Consider the following 20,053-nt stretch of genomic DNA (forward strand, 5'->3'; position numbering starts at 1 on the left):
ATGTTGGAATATGCAAAAACAGGTGTCAGGTAGCATGCCAATTTGCGGAACATAGAAAAACGCCCGCCGAAGTTCATTCCGCGTTTTGGAAGGTAAGTTGACCGCCTCACCCTAGGGTGTACCCGGCAAAGTCTTTCCGGATCTGGGTTTTGAGCAGCTTGCCGGTGGCGGTGTGGGGCAGCTCCGGCACAAACTCCACGGCGTCGGGCTTCCACCAGGAAGCTACTTTACCGTCGTAGAAAGCCAGCAGCTCCGCGGCCGATACGTCCTGGCCGGGCTTGCGCACCACTATCAGCAGGGGCCGCTCACTCCATTTGGAGTGGGGCACGCCGATGACGGCGGCTTCGGCTACGGCGGGGTGAGCCACAGCCAGGTTTTCCAGCGCTATGCTCGAAATCCACTCGCCACCCGACTTAATCACGTCCTTGCTACGGTCGGTAATCTGCATGAAGCCGGCCGCGTCGATGGTGGCCACGTCGCCGGTGCGAAACCAGCCGCTGGCCGTGAGCTGGCCCGGCTGCTCGGCTCCGTAGTAGTCGGCCACCACGAAAGGGCCACGCACCAGCAGGTCGCCGAAGGCTTGGCCGTCGTGGGGCAGGGCGCGGCCCGCGTCGTCCACGATTTCCATGTCGATGCCGAACAGGCTGCGGCCTTGCTTGGTCTGGATGGCAAACTGCTCGTCGGGGCTGAGCTGTAGGTGCTGGCTTTTGAGAGTGGAGACGGTGCCCAGGGGCGAGGTTTCGGTCATGCCCCAGGCGTGGCGAATTTCTACGCCCAACTCCTCATCAAACGCCTTGAGCAGGGCCGGCGGACAGGCAGCTCCGCCCACAATCATGCGGCGCAAAGTGCTGAAGCGCCGCTGCTTTTCGCGCATAAACTGGAGCAGGCCAAACCAGATGGTCGGCACGCCGGCCGAAAAGGTCACGCCTTCCTGCTCAAACAGCTCGTAGAGGCTGGCCGCGTCGAGGCCGGGGCCGGGCAGCACCAGCTTGCAGCCGTTCATGGGGCCCAGGTACGGAATGCCCCAGGCGTTGACGTGAAACATGGGCACCACGGGCAGCACCACGTCGCGGGCCGAGCAGTTGAAGCAGTCGGGCAGGGAGGCGGCGTAGGCGTGCAGCACCGTGGAGCGGTGGGAGTAGAGCACGCCCTTGGGCTGGTCGGTGGTGCCGGAAGTGTAGCAGAGCGAGGCGGCCGTGTTTTCGTCGAAGGTGGGCCACTCGTAGCGGGCACTTTGGGCGGAGAGCAGGTCTTCGTAGGTGAGCAGGTTGGGCAGGGCCGAGGTAGCGGGCCGGTGGCCGGGGCCGGTCAGCAGCACCCAGCTTTCCACGGTGGGGCAGTGCGGAGCCAGCTTTTCTACCAAAGGCAAAAAGGTCAGGTCGAAAAACAGCAGCCGGTCCTGGGCGTGGTTGATGATGTAGATGAGCTGCTCCGGAAACAGGCGCGGGTTGATGGTGTGGCACACCGCCCCGGAGCCCGACACGGCGTAGTACAGCTCCAGGTGGCGGTGGGTGTTCCAGGCCAGCGTACCCACCCGGTCACCCTCCCGGATGCCCAACTCAGCTAGGGCATTGGCCAGCTGCCGGCTGCGGTAGCCCAGGTCGGCGTAGGTGTAGCGGTGGATGCCGCCCTCCGGCAGGCGGCTGACGATTTCCGTGTCGGCGTGCCATTTCTCGGCGTGCTCCAGCAGCCCCGCAATGCGCAGGGGCGTGTTCATCATGAGGCCTTGTAGCATTTTCACGCAGTGTTTCGCAGTGGTAAGCCGCAGTGGTACGCAGTGTTGTTCTTACAAGCCGTTCACGAGGCGGTGCATGTGGTCTTTGAGGTGAACGACGTTGAAGTTGATGAGCTGGCCGAGTTTGAGGCCGGAAAGTTTAAGATAAGTCAGAAGCTGCTTAAAATGAACTTCCTGTAGTGCTTCAACTGACTTTATTTCTACAATCACTTTACCAGCTACCACCAAATCCAGACGAAATCCTGCGTCTATATGGAGCTGGACCCCGGCATACATCATCGGCAGCGAAAGTTGCCGCAGCACCTGTAGGCCCACCTGTTGCAGCTCATGCGCCAGCGCCACTTCATACACCGATTCCAACAAGCCCGGACCAAGGGTAGTATGCACCTTAAATGCTGCTTTTCTTATCTCAAACGAAATATCATTCTCATGCATAAATCATTTAGTTTGTCTGGAATACAAGCACAACACTGCGAACCACTGCGCTTTTCCACTGCGGAACACTGCGAGAAAACCGGATCAGACCTACTCTTCCACCGTCGTTTCCACCTCCTGCTTTACCGGCTGCCGCACACTCTCCAAGGCTATTTGCAGCACCCGGCTCCGCACGCTCAGGTCGGAGATTTTATTGTTGCGGCGGGTGGGGTTGACGCGGTTGGTCAGCACAATGCAGAACAGCTCCTCCTTGGGGTCAACCCAGAAGTAGGTGCCCGTGTAGCCGGTGTGCCCGTAGCTAAGCTGCGACACGCTTTTGGCCGAGTTGACGCTTGGGTTCTGGGCGGGTCTATCGAAGCCCAGGGCGCGGCGGTTGTCGGGGCAAAACTGGCAGCGGGTGTACTCCTGCAAAGTTTCCGGCTTCAGGAGCTGCTGCCCGCCGTAGCGCCCGTTCCAGGCGTAGAGCTGCACCAGCTTGGCCAGGTCGTTGGCGGAGCCAAACAGGCCCGCGTGGCCGGAGAGGCCGCCCAGCAGGGCCGCGCCCTCGTCGTGCACGGTGCCGTGCAGCTGGCCGTGGCGGAACAGGGAGTCGTATTCGGTGGGGGCAATGCGGCTGAGCGGGAAGCGGCGGGTAGGGTTGAAGCCTAGTGTGGCAGCGCCCAGGGGCCGGTACAGCTCGTCGATCACAAACTGGTCGAGGCCCTTGCCCGTGGCGGCCTCTACAAAGCGCGGGTACAGGATAAACGACAGGTCGGAGTACACGTAGCCGGGCTTCTCATTCAGCGGCGACTCGGCAATGGCCTGGAAAATCAGCTCCGGAAAGTCTTTGCGCGCCCACAAGTTGGTGGCGGCCTGGTACGGGAAGCGGGCCGAGGAGTCGGCGCGGAAGTAGCGGCGGTTCAGCTTCGCGGGCTGGTTCACGGGCACATCCTGGGCCTCGGGGCTCTTGCCGAGCAAGGCGTTCAGCAAGCCGCGGGGCTTGGTGTAGTCGCGCCAGAACGGAATCCAGGCCTTCAGGCGAGCCTGGTGGGTGAGCACGTCGCGCAGCTTCAGGTCCTGCTTGTTGGTGCCTTGCAGCTCGGGCAGCAACTGGCCCATGGTCATGTCGGGGTTGAACTTGCCCTGGTCTTGCAGGCGCATCAGGGCCGGCAGCGCCGCCGATACCTTGGTCACGGAAGCCAGGTCGTACAGGTCGGTGTCACGGACGCGGCGGGCCGGCTTGCCGGCCGCGGGGTAGGAGTGGGTGCCGTAGCTTTTGCGCAGCACCACCGTGCCGCGCCGGGCAATCAGCACCTCGCCACCGGGAAAGGCGCGGGCCGCAATAGCCGCTTCCATCAGCGAATCGATGCGGCTTTCCAGGTTATTATTCATGCCCACGGCTTCGGGGAAGCTGTAGCGCAGGCGCAGGCCGCCCTGGGTCGTGAGCCCGGCGCCGTACGAGTATCGGTCACTTACCGTCACGGGTAGCTTACCGCTGGCCGCCAAGCCTCCAAACAGCACTTCGGCGGCTACTTCCTGGGCATTTTTGCTTTCCTGGTAGGCCAGCACGACGGCGTCGGCGCGGTCCAGGTCGCGGAGGCGGGCCACGGCGTAGGCCGAGCCGAACACCGTCACCACCAGCTTCTGCCCTTTGCCACCCAGCTCCCGCAGCAGCACGTTGGCCTCGGGACTCACGCCAAAGTTGGTGGCCGGCGCCCGGCCCAGGTTGTTTACCCCAATCAATACCAGGTTATACGGCTTCAGCGTCTCGCGCATCCGGGCCAGCTCATCCAACGAAGGCGAAGCCGGCAGCCAGAAATGGCGGGCCGGGGCGTAGTCGGCCACCAGGCGCTGAAAGTCGGTGGTGTCCTTGGTGCCAATGGTGAGCGTGGCCAGGCGCAGGGTATCGAGGCGCTGCAAGGGCAGCAGCTGGCGCTGGTTGCGCAGCACCGTCACGCTCAGCTCCGACAGCTGCCGGCTCAGGTACTGGGCGTGGGGCGTGTTCAAGTCCTGGGTGATATTGCGCAGGTCGATGGGGCGGTACCGGTCGAGGCCGGCCCACTGCTTCAGTGCCAACACCTTACGGCAGCGCCGGTCAATTTCCTCCTGCGTAATCTCGCCCCGGTTAATGGCCTCGCGCACCATTTGCAGGGCCAGCGGAATGTTTTTCGAGAACTCCAGAATGTCGTTGCCGGCCAGCAGGGCGCGCAGGTCGGCCTCGCCGGGCGGGTACTTCGAGATGACGCCCTTCATGTTCATGGCGTCAGTGAAGATGATACCCTCGAAGCCCAGCTTCTGCTGCAACAGCCCCTGGATAATCGGCTTGGAAAGCGTAGACGGTACGCCCGTGGTATCCAGAGCCGGAATGTTGAGGTGGGCCACCATCATGCCCCCGATGCCGCGCTGAATTAGGCTCTTAAATGGAAACAACTCCAGCGTGTCGAGGCGCTTCCGGTCGATGCGCAGCAGGGGCAGGGCCAGGTGGGAGTCCACGTCGGTGTCGCCGTGGCCGGGAAAGTGCTTAGCTACGGCCAGCACGCCCGCGTCCTGCATGCCCTTCATGTAGAGGTAGCTCTTTTCAGTGACGTTCTCACGGTTTTCGCCCCAGCTCCGGAAGCCAATGACCGGGTTTTGGGCGTTGTTGTTGACGTCGATAACCGGGGCGAAGTTGACGTGCATACCCAGGCGCTTGAACTGGGCCGCCACCTCCGTGCCCATGTCGTAGATGAGCTGGTTTTGCCGGATGCCGCCCAGGCTCATCTGAAACGGAAAGCGCACCACGCTGTCCAGGCGCATGCCCACGCCCCACTCGGCGTCCATGGCCACCAGCAGCGGCACTTTGGCCTGGCTCTGGTAGCGGTTCAGCAGCTTGCTCTGGCGTACCGGCCCGCCCTGAAAGAAAATCAGCCCCCCAATGCCGTACTGCTGAATCAGGGCCGACACCGAGTCCTCGTCCACGCGGGTGCGGTTGGAGTAGGCGGCCACCATAAACAGCTGAGCCACCCGCTGATCGGGCGTCAGCGTCGTCATCACTGAGTCTACCCACCGGGACTGGCCCAGCTGCCCGGCAAACGGTACCGGCAGGTTGCGGCTCTTGCCCTGGCTGGCGGCCTTGGCCACCAGTTTCGGCGCCGTTGCTGGGGTGGTCCGCTTCTCTGCCCTGGCCGGTGCTGGTTTCGGCTTGGGCTTGGCCTTGCCGGCGCTGGCTCGCCAGGCCACCGTGCGCGTCGTCGTCTTAGGCCGCGAGGCGGATTTCTTACGCCGCCGCTGCGCCGAACCATCGAAAGGGCTGAGCAACAGCAAAACCAGGAATGCCAACAGGAGTGGGAGGGGACGAGAGCAGGTCAAGCGAAAAGAAAATAAAGTGGGGTTGCGAAGTTAAAAGAATAGGGTGAGCAGGTGCACGGAGGGGTGGGGCATAGGAAATAAGATGCTGGGCCAGTGAAGCAGCCTGCTTGGCTCCTGCTTTTGCAGGGAAAGAGCCCTAGCTGGAGGCTGAGCCCCGAAGGGTGTAGTTGGTAACAAGGTAGTAGCCGGCTGCTCCAAACGGCGCACCCCTTACCTTGCCTATGCTTCCGACTTTTCTCCTTATGCTCGACCCCAAAATCACGCTCTACGCCATGCTGAACAAGGCCTTGCTGGACCGCCTGTTTTACGTGCCGTTCTGGGACTGCCCCTACGAGTGTTCTTTCTGCTGCGTCGATTCGCGGCCGGGCGCGGCACCCGGCTGGCCCGATGCCGGCGAGGAGGCGCTGTTTGCCCTGGCCCAGGAAATGAGCTGCCGCTACGGCCGGCCCGTGCAGCTGCATTTCTACGGCGGAGAGCCCATGCTGCGGGCCGGCTACGTAGAGCACGTGGCCCGGCGCGTGCGCGAAAGTCCGTTTATCAGCAAGCTGGTGCTGTACACCACGTTGCGCAGCGGCTCCCCGCGCCAGGTGCTCAACATTCTGGGGCCGAAGCGCCTGGAAATCCTCGTCAACCCCGACACGGTGAACGAGCGGGTGACGGCCGCGCTTCGGGAGCTGCGCGGGGTGGCCCGGCTCAACCTGCTGCCCGTGCATTTCGTGACCGGGCGCGGGGCCGTGGAGCTGCGCCCCGACCAGTACCGCTGGCTACCCGTGGGCTGGCCCGGTCACAGTTGCTTTGCTCGCACCTCGGGCCCGCTCGTCAACGGCCCGCAAGGTACTGTGCACGTGTGCTGCCTGCCCCAAAGCCCGCTGCTAGGCTCCTTCGACGACGCGCCCGCCCTGCTCCTGGACCGCTACGACGCGGCTCTGCGCACCGTGCCCCGCGCCCTCAACCGCGCCTGCCGCGCCGAAGGCCTCGTGCACCCCTGCGCCGTGTGCAACCGCTACACCGGCTACCAGTCCCAAGCCGGCCCCAGCCACAACGCCTTTTCTGTGGAAAAGGCGTTGTCACTTAAGAATTAAGAGCGTGTTTGAGAACTGTCCTGCTGAGCTTGTCGAAGCATCTCTACCGGGGGCAACTCTCATCGTGTGCGGACGAGGCGGTAGAGATGCTTCGACAAGCTCAGCAGGACCTAAACCATGTTTTGCTAAATTCCCCAACATGCTCTAAAAATTAGGAATTGGCCGTTCAACAACACCTGCACGGAGTGTTGAACGGCCAATTCCTACTCCCTAACTCTTAAGTGACTCGTCGTAGCGGCGGCCGCACTCGGACCAGTTTACGACGTTCCAGAAGGCTTTTACGTAGTCGGGGCGCTTGTTCTGGTACTTGAGGTAGTAGGCGTGCTCCCACACATCGAGGCCCAGCAGGGGCGTGCCGCGCTGCACGCCGGTGAGGTCCATCAGCGGGTTGTCCTGGTTGGGGGTGGAGGTAATGGCGAGCTTGCCGGCTTTCTTGTCGTGGATGAGCCAAGCCCAGCCGGAGCCGAAGCGGCCGGTGGCGGCTTTGGTGAATTCTTCCTGGAACTTCTCGAAGGAGCCGAAGTCTTTGGTAATGGCCGCGGCCAGCGTCCCGGTAGGTTGCCCGCCGCCCTTGGCCGATAGAATTTGCCAGAAAAACGAGTGGTTCCAGTGGCCGCCGGCGTTGTTGCGGACGGCATCTGGCTGCTTGCTGGCCGAGGCCAGTAGCTGGGCCAGGCTCAGCTTTTCCTCCGGCTTGCCCATCACGGCCTCGTTCAGCTTCGAGACGTAGGTTTTGTGGTGGGCATCGTGGTGGATTTCCATGGTGCGCGCATCAATGTGGGGCTCCAGGGCCGTGAAGGCGTAGGGCAGGGCCGGCAGCGTAAACGGCCCCTCGGCCAGGGGCATGGCGCGGGCTTCGCGCAGCAGCTGTTCTTCATGGGCGGCCGCCAGCACGGCGGGGCTCACCAGGGCACCTACTGCCGCCAGCAGGCTGTTTTTCAGAAAATCTCGCTTGAGCATATACTTCAGAGTGGGAAAGAAAAGTGGAAAGAGGAGCCTGGCCCCAGCCAAGGCGCTGAGTAAGGTACTGCACTTACCCGCAATGGCGCGCCGCTGTTGCGTTTGGGGCTATTTTTGTAGGAACGTATATGAGCCCGAACCGCGTGTGCGTTACCGAATCGGGTGCTCAACTCCGTCTTCCGCTTCTTCCTCCTACTTCATTATGACGTTTTCTGCTTCGTCTTTTTCCGGGCGGTGGTGGCTGGGCCGCCGGGCGCTGGCCGTGCTGGTGCTGCTGCTCGGCCTGGCCCACCTCGGCCGGGCCCAGGTGCAGCTGCGCGGCACCGTGCGCGACAAAGAAACCCGCGAGGTGCTGCCCTTTGCCACGGTGGCCGTGCCGGGCTCCGGCAACGGCACCACCACCAACCTGGAGGGCGAGTTTACCCTCACCGTGGCCAGCCTGCCGGTTACGCTACTGGTTTCGGAACTGGGCCACGTAAGAGATACCATCCGCGTAACGTCGGCCAGTGAGCCGCTGGCCCTGGCCCTGGCGCCGGCCACGGTGGTGCTGCCCGAGGTGAAAGTAGGCAGCTACCCGTTTCAGCTCGTAGACCGGGCCTTCCGCCACTTGCAGCGCAACTACCGGCGCCAGTACTTCGGCAAAGCCTTTTACCGGCAGATTACCCGCATCAGCAACGAGCCCACCGAGTTGCAGGAGGTGGTCTGGAACGTGAAGTCGAACCCGGCGCGCATGGAGGGCACCACCCTGGCCCAGGGCCGCTACGCCGGCCGCCCCGCCATTACCAACTTCAGCAACTTCTCGCTCTACACCCGCTCCTTCGGCCTCTACGACCCGCGCCAGGACAGCACCAAGTCGCTGGCTTTGCTCAGCCCCAACGTGGAGAAAAACTACCTGCTGGAGCTGGTGGGCATTGTGGGCCAGGATTCCACGGGCGGCGTGGCCGAAATCAAGTTCGAGACCCGCCCCGAGCTGACCAAGTACCGCGCCGAGGGCACCGTCTGGATTGATATCAACACCTATCAGGTGGTGCGCTACCGCATGAGCACGCCCAACTTCACGGCTACCACCAACAACCCCAGCCAGCAGTACCGCAACCCCAGGCTCAACATCGAAATGGACTTCCAGGACGGCGAAGCGGCCGTGGCGCCGCTGGAGCTGATGAAGGTGGACCTCACGGCCGAGTTAACTCAGCCCGGCAAGCCGGCCACGCCCATCAGCGTGTCGTCGTTTACCTTCTTCTACGACCAGGGCACCACGCCCACCGGCCTGCCCTACGCCCGCGTGAGCGTGGACGACCGGGACCTGGACGCCATCCGGGCCAAGCCCTACGACCCGGAGTTCTGGGCCAACAACCCCGTCGTGAAGCGCACCCCCGCCGAAGACGAGGTTATTGCCGCCTTTGAAAAGAAAGGCGCTTTCGGTACCATGGTTAAGAAGCCCGCCCCCAAGCCCGGCGCCCGCCGGTAGCCTCACCCCCCGGCCCCCTCTCCCGCGGAGAGGGGGAGCCAGTTCCGAGTCGTTCTACGCCGCGTCTTCGGCTGAAGGCCTCAGAAGCGGCTTCCCAGCACTAGAGAAGCGAAGCGCCACTATTACTGAAGAATAGTGGCGCTTTCTCTTGGTAGCCGTTCCGGAGGCGGGAGCCGACGGAGCGGCGTAGAACATCAATCGTCCGGCTCCCCCTCTCCGCGGGAGAGGGGGCCGGGGGGTAAGGCTACGGATTCGTGCTCCACATACCGGCTTCTTTGATGAAGATGCGGCGGTTGAGCTTGAGTTGGGCCACTATGAACTCGGCTAGGTCTTCGGGCTGCATCACCCGGTCGGGGTTGCCGTCGGTGAGGTTGTTGCCGATGGCCAGCTCGGTGGCCACGGTGCTGGGCGTGAGGGCCGATACGCGGATGTTGGCCTTGCGCACCTCCTGCATCAGCGACTCGGTGAGGCCCAGCAGGCCAAATTTGGAAGCGCTGTAGGCGCTGGTGGTGGCCGCTCCGCGCTGCCCGGCCGTGGAGGCCACGTTGATGATGTCGCCGGTCTGGCGCTCCAGCATCTGCGGCAGCACGGCGCGCGTCACGTAGTAGGTCCCCAGCAAGTTCACCTGAATTATCCGCTCCCACTCGGCCGGCTCCATGTCGACGAGCTTGGCGAAGGTGCCGATGCCGGCGTTGTTGATAAGAATGTCGATGGTGCCTAAAGCTTGCAGCGCCTGCGCTACGGCCGCCTCTACGGCGGCGCGGTCGGCTACGTCGGCGGCCACCACCACGGCCGTGCCGCCCTGGGCCTCGATTTCCTGGGCTACTTCGCGTAGCTGCTGCTCGTTGCGGGCCAGCAGAGCCACCCGCACCCCTTCCTGAGCCAGGGCTAGGGCCACAGCCCGTCCGATTCCTTTGCCTGCGCCCGTCACCAGGGCCGTTTTTCCAGCTAGTGTTTCCATTGTATCTTGGGTTGGTTCGTAAACAGCCCATCAAGTCCGCAGAATAGGCTAGCCAGGTAAAGCCCCGGCCGCCCGAAAATGTTACAGTGGGCGGAGGCGAAAAGAAGCTGCCTGCTGGACCGGTTGCGGGCCCGGCACCATGAGGCACGCGGACAGCTTCGCGCTACTGGTCGTAGTATCGGCCTTGTGCTTCAACCCGCTACGTCGCTTTTGTGTGGCTTGTGCTGCGGCAATGCGGCGGACCGTGTACCTTGTCGGGGCAAAAAATGCCTTGTTCACTTTCCATGAAAACACTTGCCCTTACCGGCCTGCTGGCCGGGGCGCTGCTGGCTGGCTGCAGCCAGCGCAACACGGCCGCGTCGGAAGCCACCACGGCCACCGCCACCAGCCTAGCCGACGTGAAAGACCTGCCCACGTTGTTTGAAGCCTACTGGGAGGAAAACGCCCGGTTCTTCCCCCTGGAAGCCACCGCCCAGGGCGACAACCGCTACAACGACCAGCTACCCAACGACGGCACCCGCCAGTTTCGGGAGCAGCTGCGCGGCTTCTACCAGAAGTACCTCGACGGCTTGCGGAAATTCGACCGCGCCAGCCTGTCGGAAAACGACCAGATCAGCTACGACATCTTCCGGTACGACCTCGAAAACAAGCTGGAAGGCCTGAAGCTGAACACCTGGATGATGCCGTTTCAGCAGTTCTGGGGCCTGCCCATCAGCCTGGGTCAGTACGGCTCGGGCGAAGGAATCCAGCCCTTTAAAACCGTGCAGGACTACGACAACTGGCTGGGCCGGGTAAAGGGGTTCACGGTGTGGACCGACACGGCCATCGGCAATTTCCGCCAGGGCCTGCGCGCCGGCGTGGTGCTGCCTAGGGCCCTGGTGCAGAAAATGATTCCGCAGCTGCGGGCCATGGAAACCCCGGACCCCACCAAGAACCTGTTCTACGGCCCCATCAACCGCCTGCCCGAAGGCGTGTCGGCCGCCGATAAGCAGCGTCTCGCGCAAGCCTACCAGCAGGCCATCCGGCAGGAGCTGATGCCTAGCTATAAGAAGCTGGCCGACTTCCTCGAAACCGAATACCTGCCCAAAGCCCGCCCCAGCACCGGCATTGCGGCCATCCCGAACGGGCCCGCGCTGTACCGCTTCTACGTGCGCACCTGGACCACCACCGACAAAATCCCGGACGAAATCTATCAGACCGGCCTGAAGGAAGTGGCCCGCATCAGGGGCGAGATGGAGAAGGTAAAGGCCCAGGTAGGCTACAAGGGCGACCTGAAAAGCTTCTTCGAGAGCCTGAAAACCGACCCCAAGCTCATGCCTTACAAAACGCCCGAAGACGTACTCAACGCCTTCCGGGCCATCCAGGCTAAAATCGACCCCAACCTGAAAAAGATGTTCGGCCGGGTGCCCAAAACGCCCTTTGAAATCCGGCAGACCGAAGCCTTCCGGGCGGCCTCGGCTTCGGCCGAGTACAACCAGGGCAACCCCGACGGCTCCCGCCCCGGCGTGTTCTACGTGCCCATCCTGGACGCCACCAAGTTCAACGTGACGTCGGGCATGGAGTCGTTGTTTCTGCACGAAGCCATTCCGGGCCACCACTACCAAATCAGCTTGCAGCAGGAAAATACCGACCTGCCCAAGTTCCGGCGCTTTGCCTGGTACGGGGCCATGGGCGAAGGCTGGGCCCTCTACACCGAAAGCCTGGGCCGGGAGCTAGGCCTCTACCAGGACCCCTACCAGTACATGGGCGCCCTGGGCGACGAAATTCACCGCGCCATCCGGCTGGTGGTAGACGTGGGCATGCACTCCAAGAACATGACCCGTGAGCAAGCCATCCGGTACATGATGGACAACGAAGCCATCAGCGAAGAAGGCGCCACCGCCGAAATTGAGCGGTACATGGCTATTCCGGGCCAGGCTCTGAGCTATAAAATCGGGGCCTTGCGCATCCGGGAGCTGCGCCAGAAGTACCAGCAGCAGCTGGGCGCCAAGTTCAACCTGAGCAACTTCCACGACGAGCTGTTGAAAGACGGCGTAATGCCCCTGGCCGTGCTGGAGCGCAAAATGGACGCCTGGGCCGCCACCCAGAAGTAAACGCCCGAGCCGTACTATTCAAGCCAGCAAAAAGCCCGAAGCGTATTGTTTCGGGCTTTCTATTGGCTTTTGTCTTGTAAGGTCGCCTAATCCAGAATGTAGCGGATGCCCACCTGAGCACGCCAGCGGCTCAGCAGGTCGGTGTTGTTGACGAAGGTTTGGCTGCCCCCGCTGAAGTTGAATACCGGCGCGTCGGGGCTGGTGGGCAGGTAGGCGGCTTCAATCAGGCGGTTGTTGCCCACGAAGCGGCGGATGCCCCAGTCCGGATTCAGCAGGTTGCCCAGGTTCTGCACGTCGAGGCTGAGCTGCAAGGTGTGCTTCTTTTTCTCGCCATTGATGGAGAAGTCTTGGAGCAGCTTCATGTCCAGCTGGGTGTACCAGGGGCTGAGGGCGCCGTTGCGCTCCGTGTACCGGCCACGGCGGCTGCGTAGGTAGTCGTCCTGCTCGATGTAGGCGTTCAGGCGCTGCCACTGCTGGTCGGCGGTGGCCACCACGTTGCCTTGGTCGTCCACGGCGTCCACCAGGTTGATCTGGTCGCGGGAGGCGGGCACAAACAGCAGGTCGTTGCCGGGGATGCCGTCCCGGTTCAGGTCGCCGGCGTAGGTGTAGCTGAAGCGGTTGCCCTGGGCCGCCTCAAAAAAGAAGCTGATGGTGGTAGCCAGCTGGTCGTTGGCATACGCGAAGCGCTTGCCGGCAGCCCCAATAACGCGGTGCTGCAAGCCAAAGTCGCTGAAGGCCAGCTGGGGCTCGTTGGCATTGCCGATTACGGGGTTGCGCTGGAAGGCATCAGCCGCAATTTCGCCGGGGTTCGACGTCACGTCTTTGGCCCGCGAGAAAGTGTAGGCCGCCTGGGCGTACAGGCCGTTGGCGAAGTCCTTTTTCAGCTGCCCGGTCAGGGAATACTGGTAGCCCTTGTTGGTGTTTTCCAGCACAATCACGCCGGCATCCAGGAAGCTGAACTGCTCGTTGGGACCGGTAAAGCCGGGCGTAATGCGCGGCCCGGAGGCCGGGTAAATCAGGCGGTTGTCGGCCCCGGCCAGGCGCTGGGTGGGCACCACCAGGTTGTAGTTGCGGTGAATAGCGGCGTTGCGGTCCTTGGAGTAAATGGCTTCGATGGTGGCTACTAGCCCGCCGGGCAGCTGCTGATCCACGGCCAGGTTGGAGCGCCACACCTGCGGAAACTTAAAGTCGCGGGCCGTGCCGTTGATCTGGAAGGTGTAGCCGTTGTCGAACTGGGCGTTGGAGGCTTGGTTGCTGATCCACACGAACGGAATGCGGCCGGTGAAGATGCCCGTACCGCCGCGCACCTGGGTGGTAAAGTCGCCACCCTCGCGGGAGTAGTTGAAGCCCAGGCGCGGCGACCATAGCGGCGTGGCTTTCGGAAAGCGCGTCACGTCTACCCGCGCCGGCTCACCACTGCCACTCAGCAGCGGGGCATTCAGAATCTGCTCGTTCTGGGGCACGGTGGTGTCGTAGATGGGCAGGTCGGCCCGGATGCCCAGCGTCAGCTTGAAGGCCGGCGTCACGTTCCACTCATCCTGGGCGTACAGGCCCAGCTGCGCCACGTTCACGTCCACGGATTTCACCGGCCGCTGGCCACCTGCGGCGGCAATGGCGTTCAGGTCCACGAAGCTTGGGTTGCTGCGGTCCGTTACCTGAAAGAACCGGTCGATGTCCAGCCCGCCGAAGAAGGGGTAGCCGTAGCGTTGCAGGTTGAAGGCATTCACGAAGCCGAACCGCTCGTAGGTGAGGCCGCCCGTGAGCACGTGGGCCCCGGCAAAGTAGCTCAGGTTGTCCGTGAACTGCAGGATGTTCTGGTCCAGGCGGTTCTCGGCCGAAAACTGCTCCGTGCCCACGCTCACGTAGGTAGTGCCGTTGCGGGTAATGTCGATGAAGGGGAAGAACGTGCCGGAAGGCAGGTCGCGGAAGTCGCGGAAAGCCGAGAAGCTTAGCTGGGCCTTGTTGCTCCACTTCTCGCCGAAGCGGGAGTTCAGCTCGCCCACCACCGAGTTCAGGTTGTTGTTGATGGTGTAGCCGGAATTAGAGTATTGCAGCGTGTTCACGCCCTGCACCCGCGACGACGGCGCAATGGCAATGGGGTGGGGGCCCTGCTCGCGGGAGCTTTTCAGGTAGTTGTAGCGCAGCGAAAAGGTGTTGCTGGGGTTGATATTCCAGTCCAGCTTCACCAGAACCTTGTTGTCGCGGGTGCGGTACACGAAGTCGCGGTAGGTGCCGGGGTCGTAGCCGTACACGTCAATCAGGCGCTGGCGGATGGCGGCCAGGTCACTTTCCAGCACCCGGCTTACCCCGCTCACCTGGCCGTTCAGGGCGGCTTCGGCCTCGGCGGCACTCTGGGCCGGCCGGAACGTCAGGCCGGGGTCTTCGCGCCGGGTGAGTTCGGCGTTGGCGAAGAAGAACAGCTTGTTTTTCAAAATCGGGCCGCCCACGGCAAAGCCGCTTTGGTTGAAGTTGAGTTCGGGGTTCCGCACGCGCACGTCGCCCACTCGCTCCCCAATCAGGTTTTCATTGCGAAAAAACGAGTACACTGTGCCTTTCACGTCGTTGGTGCCGCTCTTGGTTACGGCATTCACGCCGGCCCCCGTAAAGCCGCCCTGGCGCACGTCGTACGGGGCCAGGCTCACCTCCAGCTGGTCGATGGCATCGAGGCTCACGGGCTGGGAGTTGGTTTGGCCGCCCGGCGTGGGCGCGTCCAGCCCGAAGGAGTTGTTGAAAATGGAGCCGTCGAGCGAGAAGTTGTTGTACAGGGCGTTGCGGCCCCCGAAGCTTAGCCCGTTGCTCTGGGGAGTGAGGCGCGTAAAGTCCTCCTGGGAGCGGCTGATAGTGGGCAGCGTCCGGATGGCAGCGCTGCTGATGTTGGTGGAGGCGCCGGTGCGGTCCTTGTTGATTTGGCCGTCGCGGTTGCCCTTCACCACCACTTCACCCAGGGCCTGGGTGCCTTCACTGAGCTGAATGCGGCTCTCAAAAGTTTTGCCCAAAGCTAGCTGTATACCGGTGGCCGTATACGTCTGCGCGCCCACAAACGACACCTTCAGTTCGTAAGGACCACCGACGCGCATGTTCAGCAGGTCGAACTGGCCGTTGTCGCGGGTGGCGGTGCCGTATTGGGTGCCCGAGGGCACGTGCGTGGCAACTACGGAAGCTCCTGGCAGCGGCTCACCCTTTACATCCAACACCAATCCCTTCATTGCGGAGGTGGTTACCCCTTGCGCCAACACTGTGTTGCTACTCGTGAAAAGCACAAAGCCGAGCAGTAAAAACAGGATAATTCTGTTTTTCATGGTAAAGAGCTTTTTTATTTATCAGCGGCACTTCCCCTGACTTTCGCTGTAAAGGTAGATTACAGAATTGTGAAGCAACCTTGCGTAACAGTTTCGTAAAGATTTGGAAACATTAAGATGCCTTAGGTATTAGGTAAACATCTGACAACCACTTGTATAAGTTTAATATTCAAAATATTGAATCCGCCTCAAAGCTGACAATGATTCACTGTTTATAATTTTGTCGATATACTTGAAATATTTTCAGAGAATAGATTTTCTACTATTATCCAATAATTTAAAAAATCCAGATATGATATTAAAATGGATTTGAGTAGCGCGCAAAATTTAAAATAAACATTTTGGCAGCGCTGCTGCATTTCGGCTGCTGCCAGCCGTTTGGCGAATGGTGCGCGTAGCGGGCAGCCACCTGCTCACTGCACACATCGGCCCTGAAACGGCTATACTCTGGCTGCGCTGTGCATCCGGAGTAACTTGGCTACGTTAGAGAGGGAAGACGCTGCCTGGTTTGGGCTTGTCTTGTTGGCGGGGCCTGCTGAGGAGCGTCATACGTCCATCTGTACTCCTAAAAAATATGAGCAAACATCTGTGGCAAACCCTGGGCCTTGGCGCCATTGCCGGCTTCCGGAGCATGACGGCCCCGGCCCTGCTGAGCAGTAATCTGCTTTCCACTACTCCCCAGGCTCTTGCCGGCTCACCGCTGCGCCTGCTCCAAAAGCCGCTGGTGGCCCACGGCCTCAAGCTGCTGGCCGCCAGCGAAATGGCCGGCGACAAGCTCCCGCAGATGCCCGACCGGATTGCCCCGGCCGGGCTGGCGGGCCGCGCTGCCATGGGCGCTTTGGTGGGAGCTACGCTGTATAAAATAAACCGTGACCAGCCGGTGACGGGTGCCTTGTTGGGAGGCTTAGCTGCCGTAGCCGCCACCTACGGCAGCTACTACCTGCGCCAGCAAGCCACCAAGTCGTCGGGCTGGCCCAGTGCAGTGGTGGGCGGCCTCGAAGATGCCCTGACCATGGCTATGGGGCTGGCTCTGGCTAAAGGCACCAACGCCGGCCAGCCCCAGCGCCGGCAGTGGGTATTATAACAACATAACAACTTGCAGAAGCGGGCCAGCCGGGCTTCTGCCCCCTGCTTCGGTAGGGCAGCCTGCTTTCCACGGGGCCAGACACAGCAAAGCCGGCCAGGACTTTCCTGGCCGGCTTTGCTGTGTCTGGTTCGCCCGTGGCTACTCGCGGGCGGTGCTTTGCGTTTGCGCGGACTGCTCGGGCTGGCCGGCGGTGGGCGAGTTGGCATTGCCGGGGGCCGCGTTCAGACCCGCGTCAACCGAGGTTTGCTGGTCAGCAGCCGAGCCTACGCCGCCGGGCTCGTACACATCCTGGCGGCCAGTGATGCTGTCAAGATTGGTTTCGGTGGCACGGGCTGGGGGATAGGTGCTGAAGTCCTGGCTTCGGAAGGGCTCCACGCCGGGGGTGTTGCGGTAGTCGCAGGCAGAAAGGGAGGCCAGCAGCAGAGCCGGCACAAGCAAATGAAAAGCACGTTTCATATCGGGCGTGAGTAGGGAAGGGAGAAGAACAGGCTGCGCCGCAGGGGGCAGCGTACAGGCTAGACGAAATTCGGCCGGCTTCTGTTACGAAGCCCGGCAGCCTACCTTTGCCGCATGCCCGCCTCAGCCCTGATGAACTGGAGCGGGGGCAAAGATTCGGCCCTCGCCCTGTACGAAGCCCTACGCACTCCGCAGCTGCGCGTCGACGCCCTGCTCACCAGCGTCAACCAGCACTACCGGCGCGTGTCGATGCACGGCGTGCGTCTGGAGCTGCTCCGGGAGCAGGCCCGGCAAATTGGGCTGCCCCTGACGCTGCTGGAGCTGCCCGAAGCCCCCGACATGGCTACCTACGAAGCTTGCATGCAGGCCACGCTGGCCCCGTTGCAGCGCCAGGGCATCACCCACGCCGTGTTCGGCGACTTGCACTTGCAGGACCTGCGCCAGTACCGGGAGCAGCAGCTGGCGCGCCTAGGTTGGCGGGCCGAGTTTCCGCTGTGGCAGCGCCCCAACGCCGACCTGCTGCGCCAGTACCTGGACTTGGGCTTCCGGGCGGTGGTGGTGTGCGTCAACGAGCAGCACCTGGACCGCAGCTTCTGCGGCCGCCTGCTCGACGAAGATTTCCTGCGCGACCTGCCGCCGGGCGTCGATTCCTGCGGCGAAAACGGCGAGTACCACACCTTTGTGTTTGAGGCGCCTTATTTCCGGCAGCCCATTCCATTCACAAAAGGCGAAGTAGTGCGCCGCACGTATCCCGCTCCCGCCGGCACCACGCCCGCCGAAGCCGGCTTCTGGTATTGCGACCTGCTGCCGGCCGGGGAGGAGAAGTAAAGCAGCCTTGGCCGTGAGTGTTTTACTCCTTGTTAAGAAGCTATTTAGGTAAGATGCACGAGTGGTCCGACGAGGTAGAGACGCAATATTTTGCGTCTCGTCGTTGAAAGACTCCGCCTCAACAGATAACTGTGCAGACAGCGCGGACGAAGAGACGCAACAGTTGCCTCTCTACCTCATGTTGAAACCGCTGTAAGCTTGCTCTGCGCGCTACAGACTAGTGCCTCTGTAGCTGCCACTTCCCTTCTACAAACCGGCACTCCGAGGCGCGGGCGCCTTCGCGCAGCACCCAGTTGCCGGGGCGGTTCAGCCATTGCAGCCGGCTGTCGTCGTTGCCTGGGGCGTGGGCAAAGTCCAGGGAGCACACGTCAATGGTTTCGGTTTCGACGCGGTTTACGCGCAAATGCTCCACGTACTCCAGCGCCAGCTTGCCCGCGTCGATGCAGGATGGGTGCAGGGCCAGGTTGTGGGCCGGGCTGGGCATGGCCGCCGACGGGTACAACAGTCCGTCGAAGGCCGTGCCGAGCTGGCAGCATTCGGCTACAGCAATCGACAGGCGGTAGAAGTGGGCGGTATCTTCGGAAGTGGCCTGGGTAAACACGCTGGTCAGAAAGCTGGCCAGCTGGCGAATATCGGGCGGCAGCTGTTGCAGAGCGCGGCGCAGGGCCTTGTCCCGGTCGGAGTGGGGGTCGTCGGCGCACACGTCGGCGTACCCGAAGCTGACGATGCGCAGCGGCTGCACGGTTCGCCAGCGGCAAATCACGATTTGGTCGTGGCGTTGCACCCCCGACTCGAAAAAGGGCGGGTGCCACGTGGCGCTGCAGTAAAACATGGGCACTCCGGCCCGGTTGGCGCGCTGGTCGGCCTGCACCCGCTCGGCTGGCGGGTACGACACTTCCCTGACCAGTTCAGGGCGCGCCTGCACCGTCAGGCCCCGGTACAGCACCAAGCCGGGGTTAAACTCCAGGCAGTGCAGGGCCTGGCCTTGCAGCAGCTGGCTTACGCGCTGCACCAAATCATCTACGGAGTGCTTGCGCAGGTCGAGGCGGCGCAGCGAGGCCACCTGGCGCCGCAGCTGCTGTGCGTGGTCCTCATTCTTCTGGGTAGTGGAAGCAGAACCCGGCATAAAAGATTTCAGCTGAAGTTGAGGAAAAGAAAACAGGTGCGCCGGGCCAGCCCAACGCACCTGCTGAACACTACCGCTAGGCTATTGATACTGCGCAAATGGGCGCGGACCCTGGCGCTGGCCGCCTTCCTTGCGGGCCCGGCGCGCCGCCAGGTCGTACACGCCCGAGGAGCTTCCGCCACCAGTGCGCGAAGCCAGCAGCGCAGCTCCCAGCACCACTGCGCCCCCCGCCAGCCACCACGCCAGCGGCACCGGCGCCGCCGGCGGCAGCGACACTACCCCCGTCTCGTCGGCCTGGGCGGCTTGCTGCACATAACGGCCTTGGGCGGGCACGGCTTTCTTATCGAAATCCCGAACCAGCTCCTGCAATTGGCGGCGCATCTCCTCGCCCTGCATCGGAATGCCGTGGCCGGCCGCTGCCACCTGGGGCTCCAGCTCGGCCAGCCGGGCCACCGACTCGCGGGCCTGCTGCCAGTTGGGGGTGAAGTAGGCCGGCGGGCCGTGCACCTCCTGCTGCTGGGTGTAGGTAGCCGTGCCCGACTCGGCAAACACCGTCACGAAAGCGTCGCCGACCACCAGAGTCCGGTCGTACTCGCGGAAGAAGGAGACGTGGCCGGGCGTGTGGCCCGGCGTAAACACCCAGCGCCACCCGGCCAGGAAGGGTACCGAGCCGTCTTCGGGCAGGGCCTTCACCCGCCCACCCAGGTCAATGGGCTTTTTGGGATAGAGAAACGACATCGTGGCCATAAGGCCCTTGCCCACGGTGGGGTCGGGCGGCGGGTACGACGAGCGGCCGGTCAGGTAGGGCAGCTCCAGCGGGTGAGCGTACACCAGCGCCGACGGCCAGGCTTCCAGCAAGCTGGGCAGGGCCCCCACGTGGTCGAAGTGGCCGTGGGTGAGCAGAATGGCGGCCGGCGGGTTGTTGGGGCCAAAGATTTCTTCGGCGCGCTGCTTGATTTTGTCGCCCGAGCCGGGCAGGCCGGCGTCAATCAGCACCCAAGGGTCGGCGGGCGAATTGGGGTTGCGGACGAAGTAGAGGTTGGCGAAAACGTCGCGCAGCCCCCACACGCCCGGCACCACGCTCTGCAAGGCCGGCGTGGTAGCGCGGGTGGCGTGGTTGGCGGAAGGAGTACTCATCGGCTAAGTGAAGTGAGAAGTGAAAAAGGAAAACAGCCTGCCAGGGCAGGGCTATAGGA

Annotated in this window: 14 protein-coding genes; 5 read left to right on the forward strand and 9 right to left on the reverse strand. The window is 62.7% G+C overall.

Going from position 1 to position 20,053, the window contains the following annotated elements:
- Nucleotides 1–106: 106 nt before the first annotated feature.
- From OIS53_RS00985 to OIS53_RS00995, 3 genes are all read right to left on the reverse strand, one after another.
- The gene (locus OIS53_RS00985) at nucleotides 107–1,735 is read right to left on the reverse strand and encodes a 3-(methylthio)propionyl-CoA ligase (protein WP_264680522.1); all 1,629 of its coding nucleotides are present in this window, start codon (nucleotides 1,733–1,735) and stop codon (nucleotides 107–109) included.
- 51 nt (nucleotides 1,736–1,786) lie between these two features.
- Nucleotides 1,787–2,170 carry a GxxExxY protein gene (locus tag OIS53_RS00990; protein WP_264680523.1) on the reverse strand — a complete coding sequence of 128 codons (384 nt, stop codon included), beginning with the start codon at nucleotides 2,168–2,170 and terminating at the stop codon, nucleotides 1,787–1,789.
- Nucleotides 2,171–2,260: 90 nt separating this feature from the next.
- Nucleotides 2,261–5,467, reverse strand: a complete 3,207-nt coding sequence (locus OIS53_RS00995) for a glycoside hydrolase family 3 N-terminal domain-containing protein (protein WP_264680524.1) — start codon at nucleotides 5,465–5,467, stop codon at nucleotides 2,261–2,263.
- 251 nt (nucleotides 5,468–5,718) lie between these two features.
- Here OIS53_RS00995 and OIS53_RS01000 point away from each other — a divergent pair, with 251 nt between their 5' ends.
- Entirely contained in the window at nucleotides 5,719–6,579 is an 861-nt protein-coding gene (locus OIS53_RS01000) for a radical SAM protein (RefSeq protein WP_264680525.1), read from the forward strand.
- A gap of 210 nt (nucleotides 6,580–6,789) precedes the next feature.
- On the opposite strand, the gene OIS53_RS01005 is transcribed toward OIS53_RS01000, so the two are convergent.
- Entirely contained in the window at nucleotides 6,790–7,539 is a 750-nt protein-coding gene (locus tag OIS53_RS01005) for a superoxide dismutase (RefSeq protein WP_413775170.1), read from the reverse strand.
- Nucleotides 7,540–7,741: 202 nt separating this feature from the next.
- Between OIS53_RS01005 and OIS53_RS01010 the strand changes: the two genes are divergently transcribed.
- Nucleotides 7,742–9,007: a carboxypeptidase-like regulatory domain-containing protein gene (locus OIS53_RS01010; RefSeq protein WP_264680526.1), complete on the forward strand. Its 1,266-nt coding sequence runs from the start codon at nucleotides 7,742–7,744 to the stop codon at nucleotides 9,005–9,007.
- A gap of 244 nt (nucleotides 9,008–9,251) precedes the next feature.
- On the opposite strand, the gene OIS53_RS01015 is transcribed toward OIS53_RS01010, so the two are convergent.
- Entirely contained in the window at nucleotides 9,252–9,968 is a 717-nt protein-coding gene (locus OIS53_RS01015) for a 3-ketoacyl-ACP reductase (protein ID WP_264680527.1), read from the reverse strand.
- A 284-nt stretch (nucleotides 9,969–10,252) separates the two neighbouring features.
- Between OIS53_RS01015 and OIS53_RS01020 the strand changes: the two genes are divergently transcribed.
- A complete protein-coding gene (locus OIS53_RS01020; RefSeq protein WP_264680528.1) occupies nucleotides 10,253–12,061 on the forward strand; it encodes a DUF885 domain-containing protein in 1,809 nt (602 codons plus the stop codon).
- An 86-nt stretch (nucleotides 12,062–12,147) separates the two neighbouring features.
- Here the strand turns inward: OIS53_RS01020 and OIS53_RS01025 are convergent, their stop codons facing one another.
- Nucleotides 12,148–15,360, reverse strand: a complete 3,213-nt coding sequence (locus OIS53_RS01025) for a TonB-dependent receptor (protein WP_264680529.1) — start codon at nucleotides 15,358–15,360, stop codon at nucleotides 12,148–12,150.
- Nucleotides 15,361–15,934: 574 nt separating this feature from the next.
- On the opposite strand from OIS53_RS01025, the gene OIS53_RS01030 reads away from it, so the two are divergent.
- Nucleotides 15,935–16,444: a DUF4126 family protein gene (locus OIS53_RS01030; RefSeq protein ID WP_264680530.1), complete on the forward strand. Its 510-nt coding sequence runs from the start codon at nucleotides 15,935–15,937 to the stop codon at nucleotides 16,442–16,444.
- A 141-nt stretch (nucleotides 16,445–16,585) separates the two neighbouring features.
- On the opposite strand, the gene OIS53_RS01035 is transcribed toward OIS53_RS01030, so the two are convergent.
- Nucleotides 16,586–16,903, reverse strand: a complete 318-nt coding sequence (locus tag OIS53_RS01035; protein ID WP_264680531.1) for a hypothetical protein — start codon at nucleotides 16,901–16,903, stop codon at nucleotides 16,586–16,588.
- A 114-nt stretch (nucleotides 16,904–17,017) separates the two neighbouring features.
- Here OIS53_RS01035 and OIS53_RS01040 point away from each other — a divergent pair, with 114 nt between their 5' ends.
- Complete coding sequence (locus tag OIS53_RS01040; protein ID WP_264680532.1) at nucleotides 17,018–17,731, forward strand: Dph6-related ATP pyrophosphatase; 714 nt, start codon at nucleotides 17,018–17,020, stop codon at nucleotides 17,729–17,731.
- Nucleotides 17,732–17,948: 217 nt separating this feature from the next.
- On the opposite strand, the gene OIS53_RS01045 is transcribed toward OIS53_RS01040, so the two are convergent.
- The gene (locus tag OIS53_RS01045; protein WP_264680533.1) at nucleotides 17,949–18,857 is read right to left on the reverse strand and encodes an RES family NAD+ phosphorylase; all 909 of its coding nucleotides are present in this window, start codon (nucleotides 18,855–18,857) and stop codon (nucleotides 17,949–17,951) included.
- A gap of 81 nt (nucleotides 18,858–18,938) precedes the next feature.
- Nucleotides 18,939–19,994, reverse strand: coding sequence for an MBL fold metallo-hydrolase (locus OIS53_RS01050; RefSeq protein WP_264680535.1), 1,056 nt, complete (start codon nucleotides 19,992–19,994; stop codon nucleotides 18,939–18,941).
- Between the last annotated feature and the right edge of the window lie 59 nt (nucleotides 19,995–20,053).

Origin of the sequence: Hymenobacter sp. YIM 151500-1 (assembly GCF_025979885.1) — a bacterium.
GTDB lineage: Bacteria > Bacteroidota > Bacteroidia > Cytophagales > Hymenobacteraceae > Hymenobacter.

Excerpts from the sequence above, each read along its gene's own strand:
- OIS53_RS00985 (WP_264680522.1), bottom strand. The coding sequence starts at position 1,735 with ATGCTACAAGGCCTCATGATGAACACGCCCCTGCGCATTGCGGGGCTG.
- OIS53_RS00990 (WP_264680523.1), bottom strand. The coding sequence starts at position 2,170 with ATGCATGAGAATGATATTTCGTTTGAGATAAGAAAAGCAGCATTTAAG.
- OIS53_RS01000 (WP_264680525.1), top strand. The coding sequence starts at position 5,719 with ATGCTTCCGACTTTTCTCCTTATGCTCGACCCCAAAATCACGCTCTAC.
- OIS53_RS01005 (WP_413775170.1), bottom strand. The coding sequence starts at position 7,539 with ATGCTCAAGCGAGATTTTCTGAAAAACAGCCTGCTGGCGGCAGTAGGT.
- OIS53_RS01010 (WP_264680526.1), top strand. The coding sequence starts at position 7,742 with ATGACGTTTTCTGCTTCGTCTTTTTCCGGGCGGTGGTGGCTGGGCCGC.
- OIS53_RS01015 (WP_264680527.1), bottom strand. The coding sequence starts at position 9,968 with ATGGAAACACTAGCTGGAAAAACGGCCCTGGTGACGGGCGCAGGCAAA.
- OIS53_RS01020 (WP_264680528.1), top strand. The coding sequence starts at position 10,253 with ATGAAAACACTTGCCCTTACCGGCCTGCTGGCCGGGGCGCTGCTGGCT.
- OIS53_RS01025 (WP_264680529.1), bottom strand. The coding sequence starts at position 15,360 with ATGAAAAACAGAATTATCCTGTTTTTACTGCTCGGCTTTGTGCTTTTC.
- OIS53_RS01030 (WP_264680530.1), top strand. The coding sequence starts at position 15,935 with ATGAGCAAACATCTGTGGCAAACCCTGGGCCTTGGCGCCATTGCCGGC.
- OIS53_RS01035 (WP_264680531.1), bottom strand. The coding sequence starts at position 16,903 with ATGAAACGTGCTTTTCATTTGCTTGTGCCGGCTCTGCTGCTGGCCTCC.
- OIS53_RS01040 (WP_264680532.1), top strand. The coding sequence starts at position 17,018 with ATGCCCGCCTCAGCCCTGATGAACTGGAGCGGGGGCAAAGATTCGGCC.
- OIS53_RS01045 (WP_264680533.1), bottom strand. The coding sequence starts at position 18,857 with ATGCCGGGTTCTGCTTCCACTACCCAGAAGAATGAGGACCACGCACAG.
- OIS53_RS01050 (WP_264680535.1), bottom strand. The coding sequence starts at position 19,994 with ATGAGTACTCCTTCCGCCAACCACGCCACCCGCGCTACCACGCCGGCC.